General features: G+C 31.6%; 19 protein-coding genes. 18 read left to right on the forward strand and 1 reads right to left on the reverse strand.

Translation table 11 applies throughout. The features are described 5' to 3' along the window. Positions 1-23 precede the first annotated feature (23 nt). The 3 genes from O3884_RS01535 (at position 24) to pyk (ending at position 5,939) form a co-directional block, all read left to right on the forward strand. Positions 24-3,293: a DNA polymerase III subunit alpha gene (locus tag O3884_RS01535; RefSeq protein WP_371451260.1), complete on the forward strand. Its 3,270-nt coding sequence runs from the start codon at positions 24-26 to the stop codon at positions 3,291-3,293. A 128-nt stretch (positions 3,294-3,421) separates the two neighbouring features. Then, positions 3,422-4,384 (forward strand): 6-phosphofructokinase, encoded by a 963-nt coding sequence (gene pfkA, locus O3884_RS01540; protein WP_371451261.1) that lies wholly within the window; start codon positions 3,422-3,424, stop codon positions 4,382-4,384. Between the two features lie 115 nt (positions 4,385-4,499). Then, entirely contained in the window at positions 4,500-5,939 is a 1,440-nt protein-coding gene (gene pyk, locus O3884_RS01545; RefSeq protein ID WP_371451262.1) for a pyruvate kinase, read from the forward strand. A 1,032-nt stretch (positions 5,940-6,971) separates the two neighbouring features. On the opposite strand, the gene O3884_RS01550 is transcribed toward pyk, so the two are convergent. Then, a complete protein-coding gene (locus O3884_RS01550; RefSeq protein ID WP_371451263.1) occupies positions 6,972-7,970 on the reverse strand; it encodes a D-2-hydroxyacid dehydrogenase in 999 nt (332 codons plus the stop codon). Positions 7,971-8,508: 538 nt separating this feature from the next. Between O3884_RS01550 and O3884_RS01555 the strand changes: the two genes are divergently transcribed. The 15 genes from O3884_RS01555 to rpsJ all read left to right on the forward strand — a co-directional run bounded on the left by O3884_RS01555 (position 8,509) and on the right by rpsJ (position 21,931). Continuing rightward, the gene (locus O3884_RS01555; protein WP_316451791.1) at positions 8,509-8,781 is read left to right on the forward strand and encodes an autorepressor SdpR family transcription factor; all 273 of its coding nucleotides are present in this window, start codon (positions 8,509-8,511) and stop codon (positions 8,779-8,781) included. Next, complete coding sequence (locus O3884_RS01560) at positions 8,768-9,388, forward strand: DUF1648 domain-containing protein (protein WP_371451264.1); 621 nt, start codon at positions 8,768-8,770, stop codon at positions 9,386-9,388. The genes O3884_RS01555 and O3884_RS01560 overlap by 14 nt, the downstream gene beginning before the upstream one ends. A 141-nt stretch (positions 9,389-9,529) precedes the next feature. Further along, positions 9,530-11,851 carry an ABC transporter ATP-binding protein/permease gene (locus O3884_RS01565; protein WP_371451265.1) on the forward strand — a complete coding sequence of 774 codons (2,322 nt, stop codon included), beginning with the start codon at positions 9,530-9,532 and terminating at the stop codon, positions 11,849-11,851. Between the two features lie 214 nt (positions 11,852-12,065). Then, complete coding sequence (locus O3884_RS01570) at positions 12,066-13,103, forward strand: YdcF family protein (RefSeq protein ID WP_371451266.1); 1,038 nt, start codon at positions 12,066-12,068, stop codon at positions 13,101-13,103. Positions 13,104-13,230: 127 nt separating this feature from the next. Then, entirely contained in the window at positions 13,231-13,728 is a 498-nt protein-coding gene (gene tadA, locus O3884_RS01575; RefSeq protein ID WP_371451267.1) for a tRNA adenosine(34) deaminase TadA, read from the forward strand. Between the two features lie 278 nt (positions 13,729-14,006). Further along, entirely contained in the window at positions 14,007-14,822 is an 816-nt protein-coding gene (locus tag O3884_RS01580) for a methyltransferase domain-containing protein (RefSeq protein ID WP_371451268.1), read from the forward strand. Between the two features lie 43 nt (positions 14,823-14,865). Continuing rightward, on the forward strand, positions 14,866-15,144 hold the full coding sequence (locus O3884_RS01585; RefSeq protein ID WP_003144200.1) for a hypothetical protein: 279 nt from the start codon (positions 14,866-14,868) through the stop codon (positions 15,142-15,144). 70 nt (positions 15,145-15,214) lie between these two features. After that, positions 15,215-16,264, forward strand: coding sequence for a competence protein CoiA (locus O3884_RS01590; protein WP_371451269.1), 1,050 nt, complete (start codon positions 15,215-15,217; stop codon positions 16,262-16,264). Positions 16,265-16,276: 12 nt separating this feature from the next. Beyond that, positions 16,277-17,167 carry a DNA-processing protein DprA gene (gene dprA, locus O3884_RS01595; protein WP_371451270.1) on the forward strand — a complete coding sequence of 297 codons (891 nt, stop codon included), beginning with the start codon at positions 16,277-16,279 and terminating at the stop codon, positions 17,165-17,167. A gap of 26 nt (positions 17,168-17,193) precedes the next feature. Then, the gene (locus tag O3884_RS01600) at positions 17,194-17,868 is read left to right on the forward strand and encodes a hypothetical protein (RefSeq protein ID WP_371451271.1); all 675 of its coding nucleotides are present in this window, start codon (positions 17,194-17,196) and stop codon (positions 17,866-17,868) included. Positions 17,869-18,035: 167 nt separating this feature from the next. Beyond that, positions 18,036-19,205, forward strand: a complete 1,170-nt coding sequence (locus O3884_RS01605; protein ID WP_371451272.1) for a CapA family protein — start codon at positions 18,036-18,038, stop codon at positions 19,203-19,205. A gap of 118 nt (positions 19,206-19,323) precedes the next feature. After that, the gene (locus tag O3884_RS01610; RefSeq protein ID WP_371451273.1) at positions 19,324-19,974 is read left to right on the forward strand and encodes a nitroreductase family protein; all 651 of its coding nucleotides are present in this window, start codon (positions 19,324-19,326) and stop codon (positions 19,972-19,974) included. Positions 19,975-20,144: 170 nt separating this feature from the next. Further along, positions 20,145-20,810 carry an HAD family hydrolase gene (locus O3884_RS01615; RefSeq protein WP_371451274.1) on the forward strand — a complete coding sequence of 222 codons (666 nt, stop codon included), beginning with the start codon at positions 20,145-20,147 and terminating at the stop codon, positions 20,808-20,810. 78 nt (positions 20,811-20,888) lie between these two features. Further along, on the forward strand, positions 20,889-21,275 hold the full coding sequence (locus tag O3884_RS01620) for an OsmC family protein (protein ID WP_371451275.1): 387 nt from the start codon (positions 20,889-20,891) through the stop codon (positions 21,273-21,275). Positions 21,276-21,622: 347 nt separating this feature from the next. After that, the gene (gene rpsJ, locus O3884_RS01625; protein WP_003147624.1) at positions 21,623-21,931 is read left to right on the forward strand and encodes a 30S ribosomal protein S10; all 309 of its coding nucleotides are present in this window, start codon (positions 21,623-21,625) and stop codon (positions 21,929-21,931) included. Positions 21,932-21,949: the final 18 nt, after the last annotated feature.

A 21,949-nucleotide genomic window follows, 5' to 3' on the forward strand; every position in this document is an offset into this window, starting at 1 on the left:
AACGAAGAAAGGAGGATATTAGTATGTATTACAATATGCAAGTACATAGTGCATATGACTTATTGAATAGTACAATTAAGTACGAGAGTCTGTTTTCAAAGTTAGCAAAAGACAATCAGAAATCAGTTGTTATAGTAGATCCAAATATGTATGGTGCTATTAAAGCTCATAAAGCTTCTAAAAAAGCAAGAATAAACTTAATTCAAGGTCTTGAAGTTAACTTAGGCTATGGGATAGGGCTTTTAAAATTCAATTTATTGTGTAAAACAGAGAAGATGTTTTATAAACTATTAGAGATTTCTACGAAGCTAATGAACGGAGAAGAATGGACTGTAGAAGATTTTTCTAGTGATATGATAGATTACAGAGAAGACTTTGTCTTGATTGTTGTAGATGAACTTAGGGATAGTATGGAATTCTCTTATTTAAAAAATTTACTAAGTAAGTATGATTTTTATTTTGGTTTTAATGAGAGTTTTCAGGTAGGTCTTTATAGTAATTATGATAATATTGTTTATACTAAACCAAGTTTCTATCTAAATAAAGAGCACTATCAACAAGTCATTGTTAGTCGTGCTATTCGCGATAACAAAAAGCTTAATATACAGGAACTTACGACTATCTCAGGAGAAGACTTCGTCAGAGAGCAAAAGGATTTTGAAGAAATCTTAGCTCTAGGAGATGAAGAGTTATATGCTATTTTCGAAAAATCATTTGCTAATCAAAAACTAATAATAGATAGTTGTAAATATGAATTGAATTTTTCGGGATATCATTTACCTAAGTATATCTACGGAGAAAAAGAAGAGATATTCGAAAAGTTATCTTCTAAAGAGTACTTGCATTATTTAGTTCAAAAAGGTGTTAAGGAAAAGTTAATAGGTAAAGATGTATATCAGTATCAAAAACGTTATAGTTATGAGCTTAAGATTATCGATGAGATGGGCTTTAATGATTATTTCTTAATAGTACATGACTTTGTAAAGTATGCCAAAGATAATGGTATATTAGTAGGTGCAGGACGTGGTAGTGCTGCCGGAAGTTTAGTATGTTATTTACTAGACATAACAGAAGCGGATCCATTGGAATATAATCTACTGTTTGAACGATTTTTAAATAAAGAACGTATATCTATGCCGGATATAGATATAGACTTCCAAGATACTAGACGTGATGAAGTTATAAAATATGTAGAAGAAAAATACGGCTCGGATAAAGTGGCACAGATTATCACTTTTACAACATTCCAATCGAAAAGTGCTGCTAGAGAATCGGCGAGAATATTGCAGTTTGATGAACAAACTCTGAAGTTTATTAGTAGTAATATTAGCTCGACAAGAACATTAAAAGAATGTTATGAAATATCAGAAGAATTAAGAACGTTTATTAATCAGAGTAATATTAATAAGCGTTGGTTCAGTATAGCGCTGAGTTTAGAGCATTTACCGAAAAATCCATCGGTACACGCCGCGGGTATAGTAATAAGTGATGATAAGCCACTTGTTAACTATGCGCCTTTAGCTGAATCGAATATGACGAAGTACTTAACGCAGTGGACGATGGATGATGTAGAGAGTGTAGGCTTATTAAAAATAGATTTCTTAGGTATTAGATATCTAACTATGGTATCAAGTATTGTTGAAGAAATTAGAAAAGAGAACCCGACATTTGATATAACAAAAATAAACTATCAAGATCCGAAGGTCTATGAACTATTTGCAAAAGGTAAAACAGAAGGTATCTTCCAGTTTGAATCAAGTGGGATGAAGGAGAAACTTAATCTACTAAAACCTACGGAATTTAATGATATTGTTGCGATGAATGCTCTTTATAGACCAGGACCGATGGCTCAGATAGAAGTCTATGTGCGAAGAAAAAATAAAGAAGAGCAAGTAGTATACCCACACCCGCATTTAGAGAAAATATTAAAAGATACTTACGGGGTAATAGTTTATCAAGAGCAAATTATGCTAATTGCGGTGAACTTTGCCCATATGAGCCTTAATGAAGCGGATAATATGAGAAGAGCGGTAAGTAAGAAGAAAAAAGAAGACCTTGAATATTATGGGCGAATCTTCGTAGAGAAGAGTGTTGCTGCTGGTTATGACATAAAAGTTGCCGAGAAACTTTTTGATCTTATCGTTACCTTTGCGAATTATGGTTTTAATAAGAGTCATGCGGTTGTTTATAGTATGTTAGCTTATCGCTTAGCGTATTTAAAAGTCTATTATACTAAGTATTTTATGACAGCCTTATTAAATAACGTAATAAGCAGTGAGAAGAAGATTAATGAGTATAAACAAGAGCTTATGAATCTAGGAATTAATCTAGTAAAACCTGACGTTAATAGAAGTTTAGCTAATTTTAGAGTTTTTAAAAATGATATTGTTTTCGCACTAACTGCAATAAAAAATGTTGGTTATAGAAGTGGTTATGAAATAGTTCAAGACAGAGTTAATTTTGGACCGTATCTAGATATAGATGATTTCTTAAAACGTATGAATAAGAAGGTTGATTATCAAGCCGCAGTTTCATTAGTTAAGGCTGGAGCTTTAGATACTTTTGGTTATAATCGAGCTACTTTGATGAAAAAGGTAAATGATTATTATTCAGATAATAGGCAGTTTATAAATAATGTACGTGTTGCGTTGTCTGCAGAAAGTGGCCTAACATTAAAGGTAGAAGAGGTAGAAGATTATTCAATCACAGAAAGAATCCAAATGGAAAAAGAAGTCACAGGAACATACTTCTTAAAACATCCAGTCCAAGTAGAAAAAGAGAAGTATGCTTATTTACCGTTGCAGTATATTGGTGGTGAAGTTAGTGATAGTTATGTAGAAATCATAACGAGAAAAGAGATAAGAACTAAAAATGGCGATTACATGGCATTTTTAACAGTTAACGATGGGAAAAATGATTATGATGTTACTGTTTTTCCAAGTGTATTTAAGTATGCTAATGTATTTATAAAAGCAGGAAGTTTCGCTGTTATGACTTTGAAAAAACAACTTCGTAATGGTAGAGAACAGTATATTCTAGAAAAAATTGCTAGTTTAAGAAATTATAGAGAATACTGCCTAACTAATATAAAAACTATCTATACAATTATTGATAAAGAAATATTAGAGCTTTTAAGTGAATATAAGGATGATGATGGAAGAGTTAAGGTAATAGCCTTGCTTGATAATGATTCTACAAAAGGGAAGACAATTACAATTAATAACGAACATGAATTTGTTCAGAAATTTTTGGAAAAGTTTCCTGGAAAACGCATCAAAATCACATATAAGTAAAAAAACAAAAATAATCGAACAAAAATAAAACAAAATTCTGTTTTTACTAGAAAAAATCTCAAAAATATGATATTGTTGATAGGTAAATTTAAAAATAATTAATAAAATTATGAGGAAGGTAAGACTACATGAAAAAAATCGCAGTTTTAACAAGTGGTGGGGATGCACCAGGAATGAACGCAGCTGTGCGTGCCGTTGTAAGAACAGCAATCTATAATGGATTAGAAGTTTATGGAGTATATCAAGGATACAAAGGACTAGTTGAAAACAACATTAAAAAACTTGAAGTAGGGGATGTTGGTAACATAATTAACCGTGGTGGTACAATGCTTTATTCAGCACGTCTACCAGAATTTGCTAACCCAGAAGTTAGAAAAGGTGCTATTAAAAACTTAGAAGCTTTAGGAATTGATGGATTAGTAGTAATCGGTGGAGACGGTTCTTACCGTGGAGCTATGGCTTTAAGTAATGAAATGAACATTAAGACTATCGGTGTACCAGGAACAATCGATAACGATATCTGCTGTACTGACTTCACAATCGGATTCGATACTGCACTTAACACTATTGTAGACGCAATCGATAAAGTTCGTGATACTGCATCAAGTCACGAGCGTGCATTCATTATCGAAGTTATGGGACGTAACGCAGGAGACTTAGCATTATTTGCTGGTATCGCTGGAGGAAGTGAAAGTCTTCTAATTCCTGAGAAAAAAGAAGATATCGAAGAAGTAGTTGCTCGTATTAAAGCAGGGGAAGATCGTGGTAAAAAACACTCAATCATCGTTTTAGCAGAAGGTGTTATGGGTGGACAAGAATTAGCTAAAGAATTAAAAGAACGTACTGGTGAAGAAGTAAGAGCTACTATTCTAGGACACATTCAACGTGGTGGAACTCCATCAGCTCAAGATAGAGTATTAGCTTCAAGATTAGGTAACTACGCTGTTCAATTATTATTAGCTGGTAAATCAGGTCGTGCTGTAGGTATCCAAAATAATAAACTTGTAAGTACTAAATTTGAAGATGTATTTGGTGATGTTCACAATGTAGACTTATCTATCTATGATGTGTCTAAACAACTTTCAATCTAATTGTTAATTTTGAAAATGTTTTCTTTCTTAAAATCAAGTATTTTTTAGGAAAATGTTTGAAAATAAATTGAAAATAAGTTAAAATAATAAAAGATTAAAAATTAAGAGGTATATTATGATACAGAAAAAAACAAAAATTATTTGTACTATTGGACCTAAGTCTGAAGCTAAAGAAACATTAACTCAAATGGTAGAGTTAGGAATGAACGTTTGTCGTCTTAACTTCTCACACGGTGACTACTCAGAACACGGTGCAAGAATCCAAACAATCAAAGAAGTTAGAGAAGCTACAGGAACTAACTTAGCTATCCTTTTAGATACTAAAGGTCCTGAAATTAGAACTCACAACATGGAAAATGATGCGATCATGTTAGAAACTGGAAAAGACGTTATCGTTTCTATGACAGAAGTTCTTGGAACAACAGAAAAATTCTCAATCACTTATGGTGAATTAGTACACGACGTTAAAGCTGGAGATACAATCTTACTTGACGACGGATTAATCGGATTAACAGTAAACAAAGTTGATGTTGAAGGTGGATTAATCTACACTACTATCCAAAACGGTGGAGTACTTAAAAACAAAAAAGGAGTTAACGTACCAGGTGTATCTACAAAATTACCAGGTATTACTCCAAAAGATGAAGAGGATATTCGTTTCGGATGTAAACAAGATATCGACTTCGTTGCTGCTTCATTCGTTCGTACAAAAGAAAACGTACTAGAAGTTAGACGTATTCTTAAAGAAGAAGGATGTGAACACGTTCAAATTATCCCTAAAATCGAATGTCAAGAAGCTATCGATAACATCGATGAAATCATCGCAGTATCTGATGGTATTATGATCGCTCGTGGAGACCTTGGGGTTGAAGTACCTGCAGAAGAAGTACCAATCATGCAAAAAGATATCATTGCTAAATGTAACGAAGCTGGTAAATTCGTAATTACAGCTACTCAAATGTTAGACTCAATGCAAAAAAATCCACGTCCAACACGTGCCGAAGTATCTGATGTAGCTAACGCAATTTACGATGGAACTGATGCAATCATGTTATCAGGAGAATCTGCAGCGGGTGCTTACCCAATCGAATCAGTTCGTACAATGGCTACAATCGCTAAACGTACTGAAGAAATGCAAGATTACTCTCGTATCTTAAAAGAACGTTCTAAAAAAGTTGTATCTAAAGATATTACAAACGCAATTGGAGTATCTGTAGGATACACAGCTCTAAACTTAGACTTACACACAATCGTAACTTACACTGAATTAGGAAAAACAGCTAGATTAATTTCTAAATACCGTCCAAACGCGTCTATTTTAGCTGTAACTCCAAGTGCTAAAGTTGCACGTGGATTAAGCTTAGTATGGGGAGTTGATGCTCAAATCTCTGAACAAGCTAAATCTACAGACGAAATGTTACTAACTGCTGCAAGAATTGCTAAATCTTCAGGATATGCTAAAGTAGGAGATGCTATCGTAATCACTGGTGGTATCAACACTTCAGTAAGTAACGCTGGAACAACAAACTTCTTAAAAGTTTCTGTAATCGACTAATAATAATTAAAGAAGAAGTAGGAGAGAATCCTATTTCTTCTTTTTTATATTATTTAGAAAATAATTAGTAGAATATTGTGAATAATAAAAAACAAAAAGTGGCCCTTAATGGACCGCTTTTCGTTATATGAACACAAAATAAAAATTTAGGGTAAATTGTTATTTTGTAGTATTGATCGGAATTGCTTCCGATATTAAATTAAAAGTTTATTGTTAAATAAATTTAACAACCGAAAGGAAATATATGACTATAGTATTATAGTCGTTAAAATGGAAGTCGAAAGAGTCTTCCACAGTTTTAAGAACAATCAAAGAGATTGCATGATATATATAGATATATCTCCTTACCTATTAACTCATGTAACAATACCACATATTGTTTGGGAAATGGTCAACTCTTGCAATATTGCTTAATTTATTTAATTTGAATTATCCCCACAATATAGATATTTCAGTAATAATTAATATCAAATGCAACAAATAGTATAATTGAAAAGAAATAAAATAATATTAATTATACCAAAATATTTTAATGATAAAATTATCTTACTAACTGTTTACAACTTTATTTTAGCAAATTATAGCTATTTGTCAAATAGAAGGAATCGTTATAATCTTAAGTGTGAGAAATATTATCTTATATTTATTTTTGTATATACAATTAGAAAAGTTGAAATTTAAAGAATAAGTAAAAATATTTAGAATATGCAAACTTACAGATAATGGCATTTATAAAATATAAGATTATAAAAAAGGAGCAACTGAAAACTATGATTTTAGTTTAGTCAAATTCTCGAGTTGCTCCATAGTTGGTAGATGGTCTATTTAAGTATCAATAAACTCTCAGGCTGTTCCAAAAGTCCTAAAATTTAACAAAGTTCATATAATAATTCATAGATACAGTGATTTATTGATATCTAATAACTGTGTGGTGTGACTCAACAAAATCCATTTCTACGAAATCACGATTTTTGAGTCACTCCTATATTGTGTGAAACGGTTAGTCGTTATTTTGTAAAAGTTGATATGAAATTATCTATTAACAATATTAGGAGAATCTCCAGTAGTTATTACTTCTACTGCAGCATTTAAAGCTCCTTCTACAAGGTTCTTAACCGCTGTTTCAGTGTAGAAGGCAGTGTGTGGTGTGTAGACGATATCATCTCTGTCAATTAATTCCTGCATTAATTTGTCGTCAAACTCTTTATTAGAGAAGTCTTTAGGAACGTAATTCCCTTCATTTTCGTATACATCAAGACTAGCTCCTAGTAGTTTACCACTGTCAAGGGCACGAATAACAGCTTTAGTATCAACAAGAATACCACGAGCTGCATTAGCGAAGATAGATCCATCTTTCATTTTGCTAAAGAATTCATCATTTACCATATGTGTGTATTCTTTTGTAGCTGGAACGTGAAGTGTCACAACGTCAGATTGAGCTAATAATTCATCGATAGTATCAACATACGTTAATACTTCACGAGCTGCATCAGAAGGGTATAAGTCGTAACCAATAACTTTACAACCTAATCCTTTGAATAAAGTTGCTGCTTGACGTCCAATGTTCCCTGTTCCAAGGACGCCTACAGTAAGAGTTTGTAGCTCTCTAGAAATAATGTTTTTATTCCATGTGAAATCATGTCTCTCAACGTTATTTAAAATTTTTCTAATATTTCTGCTTATGTATAAAACAGTTGTAACAACGTGTTCTGCAATTGCGTTAGGTGAATATCGTGGAACGTTTGTCATACTAATTCCTAATTCACGCATGTATTTAATATCGTAAATATCGAATCCAGCCATTCTGTTTGCGATAACTTTTACGCCTTGCTCTTTAGCGTAATCATAAACTTCTTTTGCAAATGGTCTATTTTGGAACATTACTGCCCCTTGTTTTCCTTCTAATAGGTGTTTTGTTTCTGCTTGAAGCTCCCCTTCGTGTAGATCAACTTCCACCTCTGGATGTTCTTTTAACCATGCGTCAACAAATGGTCTTTCGTCTTCTCTCAAGTTAAATAGTGCTAATTTCATAATAAATCTCCTTTTAATTTTTTTATATTTTAGCTGAATATTAGATTAAAATATTGTATTAAATATATAGATAATAATATCTAGTATTCAGCTAAAACATAACGTTTATAAAAGTAGTAACACTCTTTAGGTAACGCTTACAACTTTTATTTTAACAGAAAAATAAATTATGTCAACACACGCTAAAAAATAATACAGAAAATATATTTAAGAAAAATAATACGCTTACAACACTGTTTTAATAATATTTATTCAGAAATATTAGGTGAGGACATGTTTTATAAAGGAGATGAGTTTATAAATAGATGTTAACATAAATATCATACAAATAAATATTATTATATTTATTAAAAATACGATTATAAAAATATTTTAATTTGTAGTACAGTTGATAGGGTGTGCTAAACAAATTTCAGAAACTATTTAGAAAAATTTCTAAATAGTTCTTGACTTTGAAATATGGTAGAGTTATAATCTATTTAGAAAGATATCTAAATAGAATTGCAGTTCAAATTTTAAATGGGGTGATATAAATGGGATGAGTGAAACTTTAAAAGCGATATCTGATCCAGTAAGAAGAAATATACTAGAAATGTTGAAAGAGGATAAGAAAAGCGCTGGAGAATTAGCTTCGGAATTTAATCTATCTGGTGCTACTGTATCGTATCATCTAACACAATTAAAAAAAGCAGGTTTAATATTAGAATCTAGACATAAGAATTTCATATATTATGAATTAAATGCCAGTGTATTCGAAGAAGTTCTGGTTTGGATCTATGGTTTAGGAGGAAAAGACAATGAGAGTAGATAAAAAAAGTTTGTTTCTAAGTGTTGCTATTTGTTTATTGCCGATATTAATAGGAGTTTATTATTATGATGTATTACCTGAACAAATAGCTGTGCATTTCAATGTTAGCGGAGAGCCGGATAATTTTGTAAGTAGAACTCGTGCGATTATCGAACTTCCTATATTCTTTGCTATAGTTCAGGTCATAATTTCGCTAGTAGTTGATTTTGATAAAACTCCGAAAAAAGGTGCGCTAATAGCTAAGGGAATTATACCTTTGATAAGTGTTCTAGTTCAAGGTGGCATAGTAGCATATGCTTTAGATAATAATTTCAATGTACCACAATTAACAGTGTTTGTTATCGGAATAGTGCTTATTATACTTGGTAACTATCTGCCTAAAAAAGAGTTTTGGGGAAAATACAATTTTAATCTTTTTGGTTTAGAAAAAGGTGTTAATGAACAAAAAGTAGTTAGAGCTTACGCGTTGTATATGACTTTTTGTGGAGTTGTTATATTCATCAGTGGATTCTTTAGTTCAACAGTAGCGCTAGTTTTAATAGTTGTTATTGCGATTTTCTCTACAGTTTTACCTTTTTACTTGGTTAATAAATATAAAAGTAGTAATTAAATAAATGTTATAGCATACACGTATCCTTAGAAGAGAGTATTCTTTTAATAGGGATATGTTGTATGCTATAATTACATACACGAGAAGTTTTATGTAAAGAAAAGTTTAAGTTTGTCTAATAATAAATTAGGAGGACGTAGAGTGTTAGAACTTAGAAATATAGTTAAGAAGTATAATACTGGTGGTAGTGAGGTAGAGGTACTAAAATCTGTAAATATTCATTTTAGAGAAAATGAATTTGTCTCGATTTTAGGTGCTAGTGGGAGTGGAAAAACGACGCTATTAAACATTATAGGCGGTTTGGATAAATACACATCAGGTGATATGGCTCTTATGGGGCGCTCTACTAAAGAGTTTAAAGATAGAGATTGGGATAGTTATAGAAATGGGACTATAGGCTTTGTCTTTCAAAGTTATAATTTAATCTCTCACTTAAGTGTTATTGAAAATGTAAAATTAGCTTTATCTATCTCAGGTCAATCGAATGCAGAAAATGATGAGAAGGCGAAAAAAGTATTGGAAGATGTTGGATTAGCGGAGCATCTTTATAAAAAACCTAATCAGCTTTCTGGTGGTCAGATGCAAAGGGTGGCGATTGCTCGTGCATTAGTAACTGATCCAAAGATTATTCTTGCAGATGAGCCTACAGGAGCGCTAGACAGTAAGACTAGTGTTCAGATTATGGAACTTATTAAAGAAATTAGTAAGACGAAGTTAGTTATAATGGTAACGCACAATCCTGAACTTGCAAAAGAGTATAGTGATAGAATAGTACGAGTTATAGACGGTGAGATTCAAGAAGATACAAATCCATATGTAGCTGAAGAGGTTATTGATAATGGCTTTGCTTTGAAGAAAACAGCCATGGTATTTAGTAGTGCGATTAAATCTAGTTTTAAAAATCTTCTTACGAAAAAATTCCGTACGCTTATGACTGTTGTTGCAAGTAGTATAGGGATTATTAGTATAGGTTTAGTATTAGCTATTTCATCGGGAATGGATAAGTATATTCAAACGATGCAAAATGAGAATTTATCATCAATGCCAATTATGATAAGTGCAAATCAGGTAAACTTCGGTCTTAGTGTTGATGATGACAATTCAGAAAAAGACTCTAATGCCTCAGAATTGGTACCAAAATCGCGTCGAGATGTGCATAGAAATTTATACTCAGTTGATTCATTAGGGAATGGAGAAACATTTATAAATTATATTCAAAATAATGCTAAAGATTATTACTCTGCGATTGATTTTGCAGAAGGTTATAAATTACAAGCACTAACTAAAAATGCAAAAGGTGAAGTAGTAGCTGTAAAACAAGAACAAACATCATTTAATGATAGTATTTTTGGAGTATTACCAGAAGATAAGAACCTAATTATGAATCAATATGAAGTGGTGAAATCATCTAAAGATAATTTTGAATATCCTAGCAATAATGAAGCTGTGTTATTTACTGCAAAAAATAATGAAATTGACAAAGCCACGATAAAAGCATTAGGCTTTGATGAAAATGCGAAAGTTAAGTATGAAGATGTTATCGGAAAAGAGTTCAGTGTTGTAGAAAATAACAACTATTACAGAAAAATAGCAGATAGATTCGTGCCACGTGATGTGGATGCTAAGATGTATGATTCTGGAACTAAGGTTAAGGTAGTGGCTATTTTAAAAGCTAAAGATAGTTTTACTAGACCACAGATGACAATTGGTTACACAAGAGCTTTACAAAAAGCGATGATTGAGAAAGAAGCGAAGTCGGATATCGTAGTAGCTCAACAAAAAGATAAAACTAGAAATATTATAACTAATCAGAAGATGGATAGTGACACTGCGGAACAAATTCTTGCAACGTTAGGAGCAAAAACTGCTCCGAGTGCAATTAATATTTATCCAAAATCTTTCAATGATCGTGATAAAATAGCGGAAGTTATTAATGATTTTAACAAGAAAGTAGCGGATAAATATGGTCCGAATAGCTCAGATTATCACAAGTATAGTATCACATATGCAGATTTAGCTAAGCAAATGACGACGATTATGTCGCAGATGATTAATACAATTTCATTAATATTATCAGCTTTTGCGGGAATTTCGCTAATCGTATCATCTATTATGATCGGGATATTAACATATGTATCTGTAGTAGAAAGAACGAAGGAAATTGGTATTTTACGTGCGATTGGTGCTCGTAAAAAAGATATTACAAGAATCTTTATCGCAGAGGCAGGGTTAATTGGATTTATTTCTGGTGCTGTAGGTGTAGGGGTGACTATGCTTTTATCTGTTCCAATAAGTGGAAGTATTGCTAAGGCGCTAAAAGTCGAGGCATTTACTGCATCGGTAAATGCTCAATCATCAATTGGACTAATATTGCTTAGTTTAATACTGACACTTATTGCTAGTATTATTCCATCAAGAATAGCTGCGAAGAAAGATCCGGTAGAAGCGTTGAGAACTGAATAAATAATAATATGAGGAATAGCGGATTATATTATAATCAGAAGGTTACGAGAAAGTGTAACTTTCGGTAGTTTAAACGAATCTAATATTCCTCGTTTTTATATTTAATGTGAAGGTAACTGCGAGAGGAAGATATAGGTTATTTTTAGACGTGATTGACACTTATACTAATTTTGCAATATAATTTATAATATATATGTGTAAGAAGGAGGTTTTTATGGTAATAGGTTCTTTTATAAGTTTTACAGTATTTCTGTTGCTGTTTTTATTTGTTTTGTATTTCGATAGAAGAAATCTGTTTTTAGGAATATTTTTTATAGCGACAGGTCTAAGTTTTATTTTTTATATAATGACTCTTATTACTAATAATGCAACAGATAATAACTTTGTTTATAATTTAGGTGTAGTATTACTTGTCATTGCAATTGTAATATTCACTTTATTGCCAATTGCAGTAGTAATTATGTTTTTATACAATTCATTTATGCTTATTAGAAGAGAAGGTTTAAGAGTAGGTAACTTACTGAGTCTGGCTACGTTTTTCTTGCTTGTAGGTTATATAGTTTATTGGCCACGTGTTGCTACTTATACACGTGACAATATTGCGTTAAATACACTTTATGTTTATGTTAGTTTAGTAGTTTTATATTTTCTATGTATAGCGATGTCTTATTTAGTATCTAGCATCTTAAACTTCATCAATATTTTACCGAGGAAGATTGATTATGTAGTTGTTTTAGGTGCAGGATTGATTGGAGAGAGAGTAACACCGTTACTTGCTAGTAGAATTAGAAAAGGGATAAAAGTATACAAAGATAATCCTGGAAGTAAATTGATAATGTCAGGAGGTCAGGGCCCTGACGAAGTAGTATCTGAAGCATTCGCGATGAAAAATTATGCTCTCGAGCAAGGTGTTGATGAAAAAGATATAATTCTAGAAGATAAATCAACTTCTACAGAAGAAAACATTATTTTTTCGAAGAAATTTATTCCGGCTGATAAAAGTTTCGCAGTTGTAACGAATTATTACCACGTCTACCGAGCATTGGTTCAAGCAAGAACTCTAGGATTTAGATGTATTGGTTATGGGGCTCCGACAAGGTTCTATTTCAGTCTTAATGCATTTATTAGAGAATTTATAGGATATCTGTATTTCAAAAGGAAAATACACGCTATAGTACTAGGTATGTTGACATTCTTGTTTATAGCAGCTGTTCTATTTGTGGAAATATATTATTGGATTAATTATCGCTAAAGTTTAAGGGAATAGATTTAACAAAATCAGTTTTAATATTGTTTTTGTTAAGTCTTTTTTTATGTAATTGATGTTGATAACTTTGTAATTTACTACCCCTAACGATTTCTAAATATGATATAATAAGATGAAAAAAGTATTTGTGGAAGGATGTAGTGGTGTGAAAAATCATTCTTATTATATGGAGTTGGCGTTAGAAGAAGCGCGGAGAGCGTACGCTAAAGGAGAAGTTCCGATTGGAGCTGTGTTGGTTATTGATGATAAGGTTGTTGCGAAAGCACACAATACTCGCGAAGAAAATCAACAGGCATTGAATCATGCGGAAATGCTAGTTATTAAAGAAAGTTGTGAAAAACAAGGTTTTTGGAGACTTGATAATAGTTACTTATATACTACTGTAGAGCCGTGTGTTATGTGTAGCGGGGCAATTGTTCAGGCTAGAGTTGAAAATGTTATTTATGGAGCGAGTGATCCTAAATATGGTTGCTGTGGAAGTTGTATTGATTTAGTAGGTGAGAATAAATTTAATCATCAAGCTAAGGTTATCTCTGGGGTGCTTGAAGAAGAGTGCTCTACGCTAATGAAGAACTTTTTTAAAGAGTTAAGAGAGAAAAAAAAGAAATAATATTTTAATATATTTCTAAAGCTTAAAACGATAAAATTACAACCATAAAATAATAAAAAATATTAATATATAAATATAATGACGATAAAAACATTCTGTGGAGAATTGTCGTCATTTTTTGTTTTAAAAAAGTGGAATGAAATCGGTAATTAGCTAATAAAAATAAAGTTTAGAAGAAAACTGAAAAAGATGAAATTTTCTAATATTTTAGCTGTATTTTGCTACCAATATTTTAAAAAATTTGATACAATAAACTTAGAAAGTATAGAGGCGTTTTAATGAAAATAGAGAATGTAATAAAGAAGTTTAATCAAGAAAAAATATACCTTTGTCCAAAGTGTTTATCAGAATCTTGTATAGAGAATATTAGCTTGATTTGTAGTAATAATCATCGTTATGATTTTTCTAAAAAAGGATATATCCATTTAATAAATAATTATAAGCCTACAAAATATAGTGAAGAGCTGTTTAGAGCTCGTAGTGAAGTTTTTGGTAATGATTTTTATGCGAATGTTTTAAAAAATATCCAAAATTTAGTTGAAAAATATGCTAGAGATATTGTGCTGGATATCGGGTGTGGAGAAGGTTATTACATCAAGAAGTTAAAGACGGTATTTCCTGAGAAATATTTTTATGGTCTAGATAATAGCAAGGACGCGATAGAGTTAGCTGTAAAAGAGGATAAGTTAAATCCGTACATGGTAGCTAACTTAGCTAATCTTCCGTTCAAAGATGGTAGTGTTTCGTGTATCTTGAACATATTAACACCAGCAAATTATGAAGAATTTTTCAGAGTGCTTGGAGATGAAGGATATTTGATTAAGGTTATTCCGAATGCTAATTATCTAAGAGAAATTAGAGAATTGGTCGGTGGTAAGGAATATACGAATAGTGATACTGTGAGTTTAATTGAGGAGAATTGTACTATCGTGGAGAGGATAACGGTGAGTGATACATTTGAATTAACACAGACTCAAGCAGCGAGTTTTCTAAAGATGACACCTTTAACATTTTCTAAAGTTATCACAGATGCTGATATAGATAAACTAAAAGAAATTACGATAGATTTGGAGCTTTTAGTTTGTAAAAGGTAATATAAGTTTAATAAAGGGGAAAAATTATGAAGGAGGAGATATTATGAACGCAAGTAAATACGATCATGTAGTAGAGGTAAAAAAACATGCGAAGGTACCTTGGTATAAAAGATGTCTTGACTTTTCTTTAGAAGAGGATATGGACTTTATGCAAGGGATGTACGACAGACAGAAAAACTTTTATCTATGTGAGAAGGGTAGTAAGATTTACTTAGTAGACAGTGATAATCATGAAAATGAAATTACGTGGATGGATCTTACGAATTTTATAGAAGTAGAAGTAGATGATTCTGTTTATAGAAAATACAGGTATTTAAAGTAAATTGACAATTGAATAAGAGGCGTTAGAAGTAGTTTGGAAGTGTAGTACAGAAAAAAAGAGGAGAAACATTATGTACGTAGCATACGATAGTAAAGACGAAGTTTTTAATGCATTGGATAAGGATATAGAAAAAAATAAGGAGTATCACTGTCCGATATGTGGGGGAAAAGTAATTTTCAAAAAGGGAGTGAAGATTCAATCGCATTTTGCACATGCTAAAAATTGCTCTTGCGAGTTTGAAACTTATAAAAAGGAGAGTAGTGAGCATCTAGAAGCGAAGAAAGATCTTTACGAACATTTTAGAAAAAAATATCGTAATGTGGAAGTTGAACATATTTTTAAAACAGGGGAAAAAAATGATATTCAAATAGCGGATGTGTTTATTAAAGATAATAGCATTGCTTTTGAGTATCAAAGATCCGTTATTCCTTTTGACCTTATTAAAGCTAGAACGAGAGGGTATATGAGGGCTGGATTAAAGCTAATTTGGTTAATTGATACAAACAAATTTATAAAAGAATTAAAAAGTTATGATGGTATAAGTTATATTAGATATTCGCCATTTGTGGATAATTTTTTGAATTATTATCAAGGGAAAGTATTCTTCTACGGTTGGGATAATATAAATAAAAAATTTGAATTCTATCAAATCTGGGCTCATAATCTAAAAAAACGAAATGCTGTTTGTATAAAAACTTCATTAAGTATTGATGAGTTTGATGTACCGCTTGATTTAAAACTACTGGACAAAGATTTAACGTCGAAATTATATCCATCAGATGTTGAGAATTATGTCTATGAACAAATTAAGTTTGATAAGACTGTGAAAAATAAAGTTTTAAGCATGTTTTATAATCAACATATAGAGTTGAATAATATTCCTGAAGTAATTGGTGTTAACATGTTAGAGCAGGTACTTATTAGAACGCCGCTTGTCTATTGGCAAGGATTAATGTATAGATTTTATAAAGAAGGTAAAAGTTATTCTGAACTTATAAGAATAATGAGTAATATTATAGAATTTAAAGATAGTATTTATATAAATAATATTCAACAAGGGGAAATTTTCTTAAAAGTATTTAAAGCATATTATGCTTTGTTAGTAGAAAATGACAAGTAAGAGGATAAAACTATGGGGGAGTATAGTGGGAATTTTACAGAAGAACAAAAAAGAGTGCTACTTTCTTTAGTAGCAATTGAGAAGGTTACTACGCTTAAATTACATAGGGTATTTAATGATTTAAATGGTATAGAGAAGATTTTGGATTTATCTATACCAGAGTTAGCTGTATATTTTGGAAGTAATGCTGAGGAAATCTATACCAAACTTCATAATAATATGGAGTTTGATTTCGAGAGTTATTTTGAATTTTATAATGTCAAGTATATGTTTTGTGATGATGTTTACTATCCTAAGGAACTTTTTAGGGTTTATGATTATCCGTACGTTATCTTTTATAGAGGTAATAAAGATCTGCTGCTGTTTAGGAGAAAGATTTCTATAGTAGGCAGTAGAAATAATACTTCATATTCGAAAGAAGCTCTCGATAGTATAGTACCGTATTTAGTGATGAATAATTTTGTAATAGTAAGTGGTCTTGCTACAGGTGTTGATAGCCTTGCTCATGAGGGAGCTTTAAAAAGTAAAGGATACACTATTGGTGTAATAGCTCATGGGCACAACATTATTTATCCGGAAAAAAGTTATAAGCTCTATAAGGAGCTAGAACGAAACCATCTTATCATATCTGAGTATTTTCCGGCTTCGCCTATAAGAAAATATAAATTTCTAGAACGAAATAGGATTGTCGCTGGTCTTTCTAGTGCTCTTTTAGTAACTGAGGCAGCAAAAAGGAGTGGTACACAGAGAACGGTGGATTTCGCCTTAGATGTAGGTTCTGATGTATTCTGCCTACCGGGAAAATTTGGCGATAAGATGAGTTATGCAATGAACGAGTACATTAAAGAGGGGGCGATACTTGTAAATAAATTAGAGGATTTTGGTGACGAATTAGGATTTTAGTATAGATATTTGAAAGGATGATTACTATGACAGATATCTTGTTTATTAATCCACTAGGTTGGGATAGATGTATTTGGGCGAGAGTCTTAGAAAATATGCCAGACCAAACCTTTGATTTTATTGAATTTACCGAAGAGAGTTTTAAATCTATATCAAAAAAAGAAATTGAGCAGGTACTTTTAAATAAAATGACGCAAGTAAAAAGAGGAGGTTATATTGTAACTGCTTCTTATGGTACGGTCGTTTTACTTAACGGTTTAGAGATTTTTAGTGAATACCTTGATGGTGTTAATTTAATTATCATTGAGGGCTTAGAACCTATACCTCCTGAATCGGTGTTAAAAACATATTTTGAACCAGAGATAAAGTTCACTAGTAAAGAAGAATATCTATCAAAGACACTTAGTGTAGAAGAGATGAGGGATGAGTTTTTAGTGGAGTTAATTCTTAAAAAACTCATAAAAGAAGGTAGTGAATATATGGTAAGGCCGAGCTCGCAAACAGAGTATGATTATTTATCTTTGTATGCGGGGGTAGATAATTTAGAACTATTAAAAAGAAGTAGGACTGTGTTTAATAAAGTTTCAGTTTTTTCTTACTTCAAGTTAATAGGAATGAGTTATACGCAAATAGAGGAGTCAGATCATCTTCTTATGGTAACTAAACCACAGATGATCTTGGATATATTATTAGGGAAATAGAGAATTATGATAAATTTTATAATGGAAAATTCGATTATGTGTAAGAGGAACACATTATCATTACGATATAAAATTATTGTTTAAGGCAAGTAGCTGATTGATATGATATTGGCTACTTGTTGTTATGTAAGAAAGTATTTTTAATTTAGTTTGGAGGAAGTGAAGTATTGAGGAAAGTATTAGTGTATTTATTGGGGATATTAAGTGTTTGTGGAATATTCATTGGTATTTATTTTTTGACATTATCTGATAAAGAAGGGGATTTTCTAAAGAAAAACTCAGGTGTAAAGACGGCGCGAGTTGTTGCTAATGGAGATATTCTAGTTCACGCTGCATTGTTCTATACTGCTAAAAAAGACGATGGAGGTTATGACTTTAATCCATATTTTGAGTATGTTAAACCTTGGATAGAAGGCGCTGATTTAGCGATTGGGGATTATGAAGGTACCATTAATGATCGTCATCCAATTGGAGGGTATCCTATGTTTAATGCACCGGTTGAGATTGCGGATGCGATAAAAGATACAGGATATGATGTTGTTGATTTGGCACATAACCATATATTGGATACGGGTTTATATGGACTGCAATATACGAATAAGGCTTTTAAAGATAGAGGAATAGATACTATAGGAGTCCATACTGAGAAGAAACGTTCAGAAGATAAGATTCTTATAAAAGAGGTTAATGGTATTAAAATAGCAATACTAGCCTACACTTATGGATTTAATGGTATGGATGTAAATCTAACACCTGAGCAATATGATGATTATCTATCAGATCTTGATGAAGAGAAGATAAAAGAAGAGATACAAAGAGCGGAAAGAGAAGCGGATGTTACTGTAGTAATGCCACAAATGGGGGTAGAGTATAAGCTAGAACCTACAGAGCAACAAAAGGCTCTTTATCATAAGATGATTGACTGGGGAGCTGATGTAATTTTTGGAGGACATCCTCATGTTATTGAGCCTGCGGAAACTATAGAAAAAGATGGTGATAAAAAGTTCATAATTTATTCTATGGGTAACTTTATTTCTGATCAACGATTAGAGAGATTAGGGAATAAATGGACGGAGAGAGGTTTATTGATGAATGTCACGTTTGAGAAGGATAAAGATAAAACTATAGTGAAAACTGTAAAAGCTCATCCAACTTTGGTTTATTCGAAGCCTAATAATAGAGTTATGAATGGACAGGAACTATATGATTATAAAATTATGGTGTTAGAAGATTTTATCGAAGGTGGAAAACATCGAGATAAACTAGATGATAGGATGAAAGATAAAGTAGATACCTCGTATAAAGAAATAATGGAACTTGTTGATTTAAAATGGTAATTAATGGTTGTTTGAATGTATGATAAATGTATGAGGTTTTTATGAGCTCTTTTATTTGATAATACTTCTCAAGTATAGTAAAATAATCAAGTTAATTACGTATAGAAGGAGAAGATAAGTGAGAAACTTTTTTAATGCACTATTAGGTAAGAAAAGTCCAGAGTTTTTTGAAGTGATAAAAGGAAGAAAATCAGTTAAGTATTTTGATGCTGATGTTAAAATTAAACGTGAAGAAATTATAGAGATGTTAGATGAAGCGAATATTGCTCCTTCATCTTGTAACTTACAACCTTGGAGATATATCGTTGTAGATACTCCGGAAGGAAAAGAGAAGTTAGGGAGTGCTAACTATAATAAAATTCAAAATGATACTTCTGCAGCGATGATTATCGTATTAGGAGACTTGAACTACTATAATAAGTTTGATGAGATATATGGCGAAGCTGTAGAAAAAGGTTATATGACTCAAGAAGTTAAAGATGGCTTTGAGCAAGGTATGGTTCCTCAATTAGAAAAAATCCCAGTTGATAAAAATAGAGAAGGTGTTTACTTTGACTGCGGATTATGGACGATGCAATTTACTAATATAGCTTATGCTAAAGGGTATGACACTAATATTATTGGTGGATTTATGAGAGATAAAGTAGCAGAATTATTTGAGTTAGAGGAAAACTTAGTGCCAGTGATGTTAATCGCACTAGGTAAAAAAGAAAAAGATGGGAGACTATCTGTAAGAATTAAAGCTGAAAAATTAGTAAGATTTGAATAATATAATGGTACTTTTTCTATAAATATCAAAAATATAAAAAAAGAGCAACTAGGTGGAATTGGAAGTTTCAGTTTCAAAGTTGCTCTTTATTCGTCCAAATAATTTTGAATTTTATTAAATACATTATAAAATAGTAAATATATGTTTAAATAGAAAAAAGGAGAAATAAAGTGGAAAAAATAGAGGCGGTAATATTTGATTTTGACGGAACGATAGTAGATACAGAAAAAGTTTACTATGAAAACATGCGCGACTTAACGGAAGAAGTATTAGGTCAAAAATTAGATAAGATGGACTATATAAAAAATGTTTCAGGAACGAATGAAGAAACAAGTAAGAAATACTATAATGAGAGATATGGGATGTCTAGTGACGATTACGATAAGTTTGAAGCGGAAATTACTAAGCGTATTCTAGATAATTATCATAATGCGCCGGTATTACCAGGTATTGCGGAACTTATGGAATATTTACATGTTCGTGGGATAAAAATGGCCGTAGCTTCAAATGGTAAAAGAGAACATATTGAAACTGGACTTCAAAGAAAAGGTTTTGAAAAATATATATCAGTTATAGCTACAAAAGAAGATAAGGTCACACCTAAACCTGCTCCAGATATTTATCTGTTGGCAGCTGAAAAGTTAGGTGTTAATATAAATAATGTTATAGCTATAGAAGATTCGCGACCAGGTGCGTTAGCTGCTGCTGCATCGGGAGCGACGCTAATTTTACAAACAAATGATATTACAAAACATATGGATTTCACAGGAGTGGATTATAAATATAAAGATGTAGATTTAGTAGAAACAGTTAAAGAAATTGTTGAGAACAAATAGTGTACAAAAATTATTCAGAAGAGTATAATAAACTTATTAAGAGAAATCTTAAAATCAAATATACAAAGGGAGACAGTTATGTATACGTCTAATTTAAAAATTAAAGAAGGTTTTACTTCATATGCAACAACACCACTTGGTGGAGAATATAAAATGTTTATAGAAGAAAGTAAAGATGGTCCAATGGATCTATTTGCTACAGCATACAATGGATGTGTAAGTATGTGTGCAAAAGGATATTTCTTCAGAGCATACGAATTAGTAGATTTATTAATTGAAACTGAGTTGGTTGTGGACTATGATAATAAAAAAATTGTAGCTAATGTTCATGTAGATAGAACAGAAGAGCAACTAGCTTCTGGAGATAGACAAGGTGTGCTAGACAATATTAAACTACGTTGTAAAGTATCTCATTTATTATCATCTGATCTAGAAATTCAATACAATATTTTACCGTTAAAGTAAAATAACTATTTAAAAGAACTTAGAGTGAAAAAACTCTAAGTTCTTTTATTTTTTTAGGAGGAAAATAAATTTTTTCTTCTATATAATATAGTCTATATTCGTTAAAGGAAAAAGTATAAAAAAATGGAAAACATATTCATAAAATTTTTTAAATTTTTTTTAACAAAACACTTGCAATATATGCTTTTACCATGTATAATAATTAATGTTGGTCTTGAAAAAGACTTGCGTTGAAGCGAAAGGTTACTGACACGCCCGGCCGCTTTGCCATGGCATGGCGTGCTGGAGAACTTTCGTGGAGAAGTCGCTACTAGATAGCGGCGAATAAATGTATAGGAGGAGAAATGATGGCAAAACAAAAAATTCGTATTCGTCTTAAAGGATATGATCACAGATTAGTAGATCAAAGTGCAGAGAAAATTGTTGAAACTGCAAAACGTTCTGGAGCAAAAGTTTCTGGACCAATTCCATTACCAACGGAAAAAGCAGTATACACAATCTTACGTTCAGTTCACATTTACAAAGACAGCCGTGAACAATTCGAACAACGTACACACAAACGCCTAATCGATATTATTGAACCAACACAAAAAACAGTTGACGCTTTAATCAGCTTAAACTTACCATCAGGTGTTGACATCGAATTAAAATTATAATTATAGGAGGTGACTTTC

Origin of the sequence: Gemella sp. 20925_1_85, assembly GCF_041433735.1 — a bacterium.
Lineage (GTDB): Bacteria > Bacillota > Bacilli > Staphylococcales > Gemellaceae > Gemella.

Bases quoted from the DNA above. Each gene is read 5' to 3' on its own strand.
- rpsJ (WP_003147624.1), top strand. From the start codon at position 21,623: ATGGCAAAACAAAAAATTCGTATTCGTCTTAAAGGATATGATCACAGA.
- O3884_RS01600 (WP_371451271.1), top strand. From the start codon at position 17,194: ATGACAGATATCTTGTTTATTAATCCACTAGGTTGGGATAGATGTATT.
- pyk (WP_371451262.1), top strand. From the start codon at position 4,500: ATGATACAGAAAAAAACAAAAATTATTTGTACTATTGGACCTAAGTCT.
- O3884_RS01550 (WP_371451263.1), bottom strand. From the start codon at position 7,970: ATGAAATTAGCACTATTTAACTTGAGAGAAGACGAAAGACCATTTGTT.
- O3884_RS01620 (WP_371451275.1), top strand. From the start codon at position 20,889: ATGTATACGTCTAATTTAAAAATTAAAGAAGGTTTTACTTCATATGCA.
- O3884_RS01560 (WP_371451264.1), top strand. From the start codon at position 8,768: ATGAGAGTAGATAAAAAAAGTTTGTTTCTAAGTGTTGCTATTTGTTTA.
- pfkA (WP_371451261.1), top strand. From the start codon at position 3,422: ATGAAAAAAATCGCAGTTTTAACAAGTGGTGGGGATGCACCAGGAATG.
- tadA (WP_371451267.1), top strand. From the start codon at position 13,231: ATGAAAAAAGTATTTGTGGAAGGATGTAGTGGTGTGAAAAATCATTCT.
- dprA (WP_371451270.1), top strand. From the start codon at position 16,277: ATGGGGGAGTATAGTGGGAATTTTACAGAAGAACAAAAAAGAGTGCTA.
- O3884_RS01590 (WP_371451269.1), top strand. From the start codon at position 15,215: ATGTACGTAGCATACGATAGTAAAGACGAAGTTTTTAATGCATTGGAT.
- O3884_RS01535 (WP_371451260.1), top strand. From the start codon at position 24: ATGTATTACAATATGCAAGTACATAGTGCATATGACTTATTGAATAGT.
- O3884_RS01555 (WP_316451791.1), top strand. From the start codon at position 8,509: ATGAGTGAAACTTTAAAAGCGATATCTGATCCAGTAAGAAGAAATATA.
- O3884_RS01585 (WP_003144200.1), top strand. From the start codon at position 14,866: ATGAACGCAAGTAAATACGATCATGTAGTAGAGGTAAAAAAACATGCG.
- O3884_RS01570 (WP_371451266.1), top strand. From the start codon at position 12,066: ATGGTAATAGGTTCTTTTATAAGTTTTACAGTATTTCTGTTGCTGTTT.
- O3884_RS01580 (WP_371451268.1), top strand. From the start codon at position 14,007: ATGAAAATAGAGAATGTAATAAAGAAGTTTAATCAAGAAAAAATATAC.